Annotated in this window: 5 protein-coding genes and 1 pseudogene; 5 read left to right on the top strand and 1 reads right to left on the bottom strand. The window is 72.2% G+C overall.

Annotated features, from left to right (window positions below; genetic code table 11):
• The 5 genes and pseudogenes from MEICH_RS29970 to MEICH_RS26790 all read left to right on the top strand — a co-directional run.
• A pseudogene (locus MEICH_RS29970) lies at positions 1 to 174 on the top strand (IS701 family transposase); the annotation flags it as partial.
• Positions 175 to 321: 147 nt separating this feature from the next.
• Positions 322 to 2,151, top strand: a complete 1,830-nt coding sequence (locus MEICH_RS23255; protein WP_169730628.1) for an Ig-like domain-containing protein — start codon at positions 322 to 324, stop codon at positions 2,149 to 2,151.
• A 423-nt stretch (positions 2,152 to 2,574) separates the two neighbouring features.
• Positions 2,575 to 3,126 carry a cupin domain-containing protein gene (locus tag MEICH_RS0102420; protein ID WP_027891288.1) on the top strand — a complete coding sequence of 184 codons (552 nt, stop codon included), beginning with the start codon at positions 2,575 to 2,577 and terminating at the stop codon, positions 3,124 to 3,126.
• Between the two features lie 24 nt (positions 3,127 to 3,150).
• Positions 3,151 to 4,632 (top strand): hypothetical protein, encoded by a 1,482-nt coding sequence (locus MEICH_RS26795; RefSeq protein ID WP_084542146.1) that lies wholly within the window; start codon positions 3,151 to 3,153, stop codon positions 4,630 to 4,632.
• A gap of 23 nt (positions 4,633 to 4,655) precedes the next feature.
• Positions 4,656 to 5,822 (top strand): carboxypeptidase-like regulatory domain-containing protein, encoded by a 1,167-nt coding sequence (locus MEICH_RS26790; protein WP_027891287.1) that lies wholly within the window; start codon positions 4,656 to 4,658, stop codon positions 5,820 to 5,822.
• Between the two features lie 226 nt (positions 5,823 to 6,048).
• Here the strand turns inward: MEICH_RS26790 and MEICH_RS26785 are convergent.
• A partial coding sequence (locus tag MEICH_RS26785) for a tetratricopeptide repeat protein (RefSeq protein ID WP_169730627.1) occupies positions 6,049 to 7,314 on the bottom strand: 1,266 nt, incomplete at its 5' end.

The raw sequence follows: 7,314 nt of genomic DNA, 5'->3' as shown, positions 1-7,314 counted from the left end.
AAGGCGGTCTCCATCCTGCGGCACCTCCTCCTGGCTTTGCGGGCCTTCCTCCGGCTGGAGGTCTACCGGCTGCGCAGGGGGGTGAGCTGGTACGAGGCCAAGGCGTCCATTGTTCGCGAGGCAATACGAAGTTATCTCGCCCATCCCCTCCACATCCTTCAGCCAACTGCGTAAGTCCTATCCGGTATTACTTACCGCTTATCGCTGACGGCTGACCGCTGAAAGCTACCAACTCCCCTACCTGCTGTCACAGCCTGGTCACGCGCGCTCGCCTAAGCTTCCGGGCGTTTGGGCGGAAGGCCCGAGCCTAAGGAGACGATGATGAACATTCGCCATGCCATTGCCGGTGGGTTGCTGTGGGTCCTGGCCGCCTGCGGCGGGGGGTCGCCCCAGCCGGTGGTCCATTCCGTCGAGGTGAGCCCGGCCAGCCTGAGCCTCGAGCCCGGCCAGAGCCAAGCGCTCGCCGCCGTCGCCAGGGACGCCGGCGGGAAGCCGGTGGAGGGGGTGGTCTTTAGCTGGGCCTCCTCGAACCCGCGGGTGGCCTCGGTGAGCGGGGGGACCGTGAGCGCGCTCGAGGCCGGCCAGGCCCACGTCACGGCCAGCGCGGGCGGAAGGACCAGCGCGCCCGTGACCGTCACCGTGGCCGACAACCGGCCCGGCTTCGAGATCAGCCTCTCGGCCGACAGGCTGCCGGTGACGCAGGGCCACAGCGCCAGCCTCGAGGTCAGCGTCACCCGCAAGAACGGCTTCAGCGGGGCGGTCAGCCTCAGCGTGGGCGGGCTGCCCGGGGGGGTCGGCTTCGCCCCGGTGACCGTCGAGGCGGGCAGCAGCACGGCTACCCTGACCCTCAGCGCGGCGCCGGACGCGCCCCACTCCCTCCCCACCGCGGCGACCGTGACCGGGAGGTCGGGGGCGCTCGAGGCCGGCAAGCCCCTCACCGTCACGGTGCGCGGCCCCGCGGGCTCGCTCGACACCACCTTCGGCAAGGTGGTCCTGCCGGTGGGCCAGGGCGACGACTACGCCTACGCCATGGCCGTGCAGCCCGACGGCAAGGTGGTGCTCGCCGGGCAGGCGGGCTCCGACATCGCCGTGGTGCGGCTCACCCGTGACGGGGCCCCGGACGCCTCGTTCGGCCAGGGCGGCAAGGTGATCACCGACGTCAGCGGCAGCGACGTGGCCTACGCGGTGGCGGTGCAGCCCGACGGCAAGGTCGTGGTGGCGGGCTCGGCGGTGGTCGGCGGCAGCGGGCGCGACTTCGTGCTCGTGCGCTACAACCCCGACGGCAGCCTGGATAGCTCCTTCGGCAGCGGCGGCAAGGTGATCACCGCCTTCGGCGCCGACTCCGACCAGGCCTACGCCCTGCTGGTCCAGCCCGACGGGAAGCTCCTGGCGGGGGGCGACAGCAACCAGGGTGCCAGCGGCCTGGACTTCGCCCTCGCCCGCTACAACCCCGACGGCAGTCCCGACACGAGCTTCGGCGCCGGCGGCAAGCTGACCACGGCCGTCGGCAGCGGGGCCAAGCGCGACAGCGCCTACGCGCTGGCCCTGCAGACGGTGCAGGGGGAGAGCCGCATCGTGGCGGCGGGGGGCGAGGGCGACTTCGTGCTGGCTCGGTACACCGCCGCGGGCGCCCTCGACGAGACCTTCGGCACCGGCGGCAAGGTGAAGGGGCTCTTCGGCTCCACCATCGGCACCGCCAAGGCGGTGGCGGTGCAGGGCGAGGCCATCCTGGTGGCCGGCAACGTCGGCCACAACTTCGCCCTGGCGCGCCTGCTGGCGGACGGCTCGCCCGACGCCTCCTTCGGCACCGGCGGCAAGGTGGTCACCGCCGTGAGCAGCACCAACTGGGACGAGGCCCAGGCCGTCGCGGTGAACGCCGAGGGCCAGATCCTGCTGGGCGGCTGGGCGTACGAGGGGGCGGGCTCGAGCGGCAACTTCGCCCTGGTGCGCTACACCCCCACCGGCCAGCCCGACGCGGGCTTCGGCGCGGGCGGCGTGGTCATCACCCCGGTCGCCGCCGGCGCCAAGCCCGACCAGGGCATGGCCATGGCGCTGCAGCCCGACGGGCGCATCCCCGCCACGCGGGTGCTGCTGGGCGGGTACGCCAGCGTGACCAACAGCGACTTCGCGGCCGTGCGCTTGTGGCAGTAGGCCGAGCAAGAACCGGCCCCCGCTTCGGCGGGGGCTCGCTTTTCGGGGTGTCACAGGTATGTCACGGGGTCGGGTCTACCCTCGTCGTGGCAAAGGAAGGTCGAAGCATGAGCCCACACCCCTGCACCCCATTCCCCGCGCACCAACCGGCCTCGAGGCCCCCGGCCAAGCTGCCCTTCGGCATGGGGGGCAGGACGGACGGCGGGCGACCCCGCTGAGCGCGTAGACTCCCTGCATCGCGGGCGCCCCGGAGGGCGCCCGCGTCCTTTGGCCCCGGCCCAGCAGCCGGGCTCGGGGGCGTTCGCCCGTGACCGGGGGTGGGGCCGGGCAGTCACAGGCCAGTCACAACCGCTCGCCTATCCTCGGGCCATCTCCGAGCGCACCGGGCCTGCCCGAGGGCTTCGGGGTAAGGAGGAAAACCCTATGACCGCAGCCCGAGAGCTCCGCACCATCCACAACCAGGTCATCCGCGACCGCGCCACCTTCCTGGCCCGCACCGACGGGAAAGGCTCGCCCACCGTGCTCGAGATCGAGCTCGCGCCCGGCGGGGGCAACGCCCCCCACGTCCACACCGGCTTCAACGAGACCTTCATAGGCCTGCAGGGGACGCTCGGGGTGAGGGTCGAGGGCCAGACCCTCTTTCTGCGGGCAGGGGAGCGGGCCACGGCCTACGCGGGCACCGTGCACCACTTCTTCAACCCCACCCGCGAGACGGTGCGGTTCCGGGTCGAGCTCGAGCCCGGCCACCGCGGCTTCGAGCAGAGCCTGATCGTGGCCTACGGGCTGGCCAACGACGGCCTCACCGACGCGAAGTCGATGCCCAGGAACCCGCTGCACCTGGCCCTGCTCGTCGAGATGGGCGGTTTCAGCTTCCCCGGGCTCATGGGCCTCCTGCTCCCGGTGTTCCGCCGGCTGGCCGCCTATGCGCGGCGCCGGGGCGTGGAGCAGGAATTGCTGCGGAAGTACGGCGCCTGAACGGCCGCCGCTCCAGGAGGAACCATGCGCATTCGGGTCGCCATTGCCGCAACGCTACTGCTCCTGGCCGCCTGCACCCGGCCGGCCCCGGTCGAGCCCGGGCCCAGGCCTGGCCCTACCCCCGTCGGCACCCCCGTCGGCTCCCCCGTGAGCACGGTGATCGGCCCCGCCGGCGGCAGCCTGGCCTTCCCCGACGGCGGCGTGCGGCTCGAGGTCCCCGCCGGGGCCCTCTCCCACGACCAGGCCGTGAGCATCCAGGAGGTCACCAATCACGCGCCGGGGAGGAGCGGCAGGGCCTTCCGGCTGGGCCCCGAGGGCGTGAAGTTCGCCAAGCCGGTGAGGCTCACCTTCGCCTACGCCGACGAGGCCGTGCGGGGCTCCGCGCCCGAGCTGCTGCGCGTAGCCTACCAGGACGCCGAGGGCGTCTGGTGGATGTACCGCGCCGTGAGCCTGGACCCGGCCGCCCGCACCCTCACGGTGCAGACCGACCACTTCAGCGACTGGTCGCCGGTGGTGGGGCTGCAGATCCTCCCCCGCGAGGCCAGGGTGAAGGTGGGGCAGAGCGTGGACCTGCGGATCGTGGGCTGCTACAGCCCCGAGCTCGAGGCCGGCGACGGCATCGCCATCCCCATGGTGCCCGAGTGCGGCTACGACCCCGCCGCCCTCAGCGCCCGCAACTGGTCGGTCAACGGCACGGCGGGCGGCAACGCCGCGGTGGGCACGGTGAGCGCCACCGGGGGCAAGTCCGACGGCACCGCCGTCTACGTCGCCCCGGCCAGGAAGCCCGGCCAGAACCCGGTCGCCGTCTCGGTGGAGGTCGAGGAGTTCTCCCCGGAGTCCCCCCGCTTCACCCTGGTCTCCCAGGTCACCGTCGAGGAGGGGTGTTCCAGCCCTTCGGGCTGCTGGAGCGGCACGGTGGACGTGGTCTACAAGGGCACCGACAGCCGCACCGGCGAGCACGAGACGCTCAGCGACGAATTCCTGGGGCAGTACACCTACGAGGTGACGGGGGTCGAGCACGACGACCCCTACGTCACGCTGCTCACGGCCAAGGGCACCGGCAGCTACAGCCGCCGCCACGACTACGCCTACGACCGCACCGAGCAGGTCCGCTGCAGCGACATGCGCCCCAACGAGACCGAGGTCGAGAAGGCCAAGACCACCATCCGCGACGGCGGCGAGAGCGCCAGGGACGACGCGAGGCTCAGCCTGACGCCCGGCGGCGAGGGCTACGTCCTCGAGTTCCGGCCGCACTACGTGGCCTGGAAGGGCGAGTACGCGTCCTGGTACTTCTACAAGGGCGCCTGCAACCCCTTCAGCGACACGCCCGAGGGCGGGGTCACCACCCGCTCGGCGCGCGCCGGCAACTTCGAGCCCGACGGGATCGAGGTGACGGGGAAGCTCGAGCCCGGCCGCCCCATCCAGGGCAGCAAGACCTGGACGGGCCGCATGTTCGGCTTCGACACCAAGGTCACCGTGACCTGGAATTTGCAATACAGCGAGTGATCCCCAGCTCAAAGGAGATTGCCATGAAGCATTTCGCCAATTTAGCCCTTCTGTTCACCGCCCTGCTGGCCCTGCTCTCCACCGCGGGCAGCGCCCCCGCCAAGCCCGGACCCGGCACGGTGGTCGGGCGGGCGGTCACCGCCGCCGGCAAGCCCATCGCCGGGGCGAAGATCTGGGTCAAGCCGGTGGTCACCACCGGGCTCTACGAGACCCGCACCGACGCCAACGGCTACTACGTCGCCAGCGGCCTGCCCCCGGTGGGCTACCGCGTCTACGGCTGGCACGAGGTGGAGTACCGCGGCGAGCGCTTCTGCCTGCGCCTGGGCCACAAGGACCCCGCCGACTACAGCCCGCTCAACCCCGCCAAAGGCGCCACCCGCGACCTGGTGTGGCGCACCCAGGGCCGCATCGAGGACGTCGAGCTCTACTCCGACATGGGCTACTTCGGCGGCAGCGTGGCGGTGATGAACGAGCTGAGCGTGCCCGCGCGCAACGCGCCCCTCGAGTTCACCCTCACCCCCGCCGGCCCGCTGATCGACGGCTCCGCCGGCAAGACGCTCACCCGCAAGCCCAACGCCGAGGGCTACCTGCTCGACGTCCCCGTGGGCGTGTACAAGGTGACGGCCACCGTCACCGAGAACGGCAGCAAGAAGCCCGTGCGGCTGGGCAGCAGCCAGGGCAGCCTGGGGGCGCAGGCCACCCTCGAGTTCAAGCCGCTGGGCCAGACCTGCGTGGGCAGCAGCGCCAGCGGGGTGGGCCGGGCCTACCTCTACTGGGCCAAGGGCGGCGCGGCCGGCGCTCCCGCGAGCGGCGGGACCGTCCCCACGAACCCGGCCGGCCGCACCGGGAGGGCCGACGGCATGGCGGGCGTGTGGGAGGGCACCCTGACCCTCGAGAGCGGCCAGAGCTTCCTGGTGCGCTACGACTTCACCGACCTCGAGTACGGCGAGGGCTACGTGGCGCTGGGCGGCGACTTCTACGAGTGCGCCAGCGCCGGCGACTGCGCCCGCATCGGCCGCGTGACCGCGGGCAAGCGGGTCCCCACGGCGGGGGCCAACTTCACCACCACGCTCGAGGAGAGCGGCGCGAGCTTCGACACGGTGGGGCACTTCGAGGGCGGGGACTTCGTGGGCATCACCGACGCGGTGTTCCAGGGGCAGGAGGCGGTGGTGCGGCTGCGGCGGCGTTGAGGGGGCCGGATGCCGGTAGCCGATAGCCAAACGCCGGTAAGCGTCGATAGTCGATAGCTGATAGCCAAACGCTGAACGCGGGTCGTACGTCGTACGCAAAACGCAAAACGCGAGACGCAAGACGCAAAACGCAAGACACGAAACGCAAGACGCGAGGCGCCTTGGCCCTCGACCCTTGACCCTCGACCCTCAACGAACCACGTGGGGTGGTGTGGGGGTCGGGTTTCTATGGGTGTTTCAGGCGTTCGTAGTCGGGCTGGAGAAGCCAGGGGAGGGTGGTGGGGTCGAGGGTTTCGAGTTCCTTCCGTGCCCAGGCCTGTTGTTCGGGGGAGCCGTGCGCCAGGGCGGCCTGGGTCAGGGTGAAGCGGGCGGCGGGGGTCTTAGCCTCGGGGTGGAGGCGGAGGGCGTGCTCGAGGGCGGCCTCGCCTTCGGGGCTCCCGGCGCACAGCGCGGCCAGGCGGGCCCAGGCCATGCAGCGGTAGTTGGGGTCGAAGGCTTTCTCGGCGAGTACCTGGCAGTGGGCGCGGGCCTCGTCCGGGCGGCCCAGGTGCAAGTAGGCCAGGGACAGGTTGTTGCGCAGGTGGTCGGCGATGGCGTAGTCGCCCAGGGTGAGCGCGGCCTCGGCCTCCGGCAGCACCTCCTGGGGGCGGCCCAGGCACAGCAGGCAGTACAGCCAGTTGCTCACGGCCAGGATCTGCACCGCCGGCCCCACCGCCTCGCGGATGACGAAGGCCTCGTAGAGCAGGGGCTCGGCCTCGGCGTGGCGGCCGACGAGGTTGTAGGTGTTGCCCAGCAGCGTGAGCACCTGGATGAGGTCGGCGCGGGAGGGGGCCTGGCGGTAGAAGGGCAGGATGGACTCCAGCAATTCGGCGGCCTCGGCGTAGCGCCCGGCGCTGCGGGCGATGCGGGCCTGGGCGAAGCGCATGGCGGCGGCGCGGTCCTCCTCGCCGAGCTCGAGGGCGAGCTCGAGGGCCTCGGCGATGGCGGCGGAGGCGGCCTCGTAGTCGCCCAGGCCGTGGTACATGTTCTGCAGCACGCTCAGCGCGCGCTGCCGCAGGCGGGGGTCGTCGGTCTCCTCGAGCACCTCCCGCGCGGTGCGCACCGACTCCTCCACCCGGCCCACCGGGCCCAGCGCGTCGGCCAGGTGCACCCGGGCCTCCAGCCGCAGCGCGGGGGAGCTCGCGGCTGCGATGGCGCGCTCGAGCAGCTCGATGACCTCCTCGTACAGCCCCAGGGCGCTCGCCTCGAAAGCCGCCTGGATGAGCCAGCGCGCGGCCTTGTCGCCCTCGCCCGCCTCGAGCCAGTGCTGGCCGATGAGGGCGGGGTTGGCCTTGGCGGCCTCGAGGTGCTGGGCGGTGCGGCCGTGGAGCACCTGGCGGACGGCTGGGGGCGTGCCGGCGAGGACGGCCTCGTGGACGAGGTCGTGGGTGAAGGCGGGGCCGCGGAGGACCTGGGCGGCCTCGAGCTCGGCGTGGGCGGCGGCGAGCTCGAG

Origin of the sequence: Calidithermus chliarophilus DSM 9957, from assembly GCF_000430045.1 — a bacterium.
Taxonomy (GTDB): Bacteria; Deinococcota; Deinococci; order Deinococcales; family Thermaceae; genus Calidithermus; species Calidithermus chliarophilus.
Note: the sequence above shows the minus strand (reverse complement) of the source record. Positions and strands in the feature narration are given on the sequence as shown.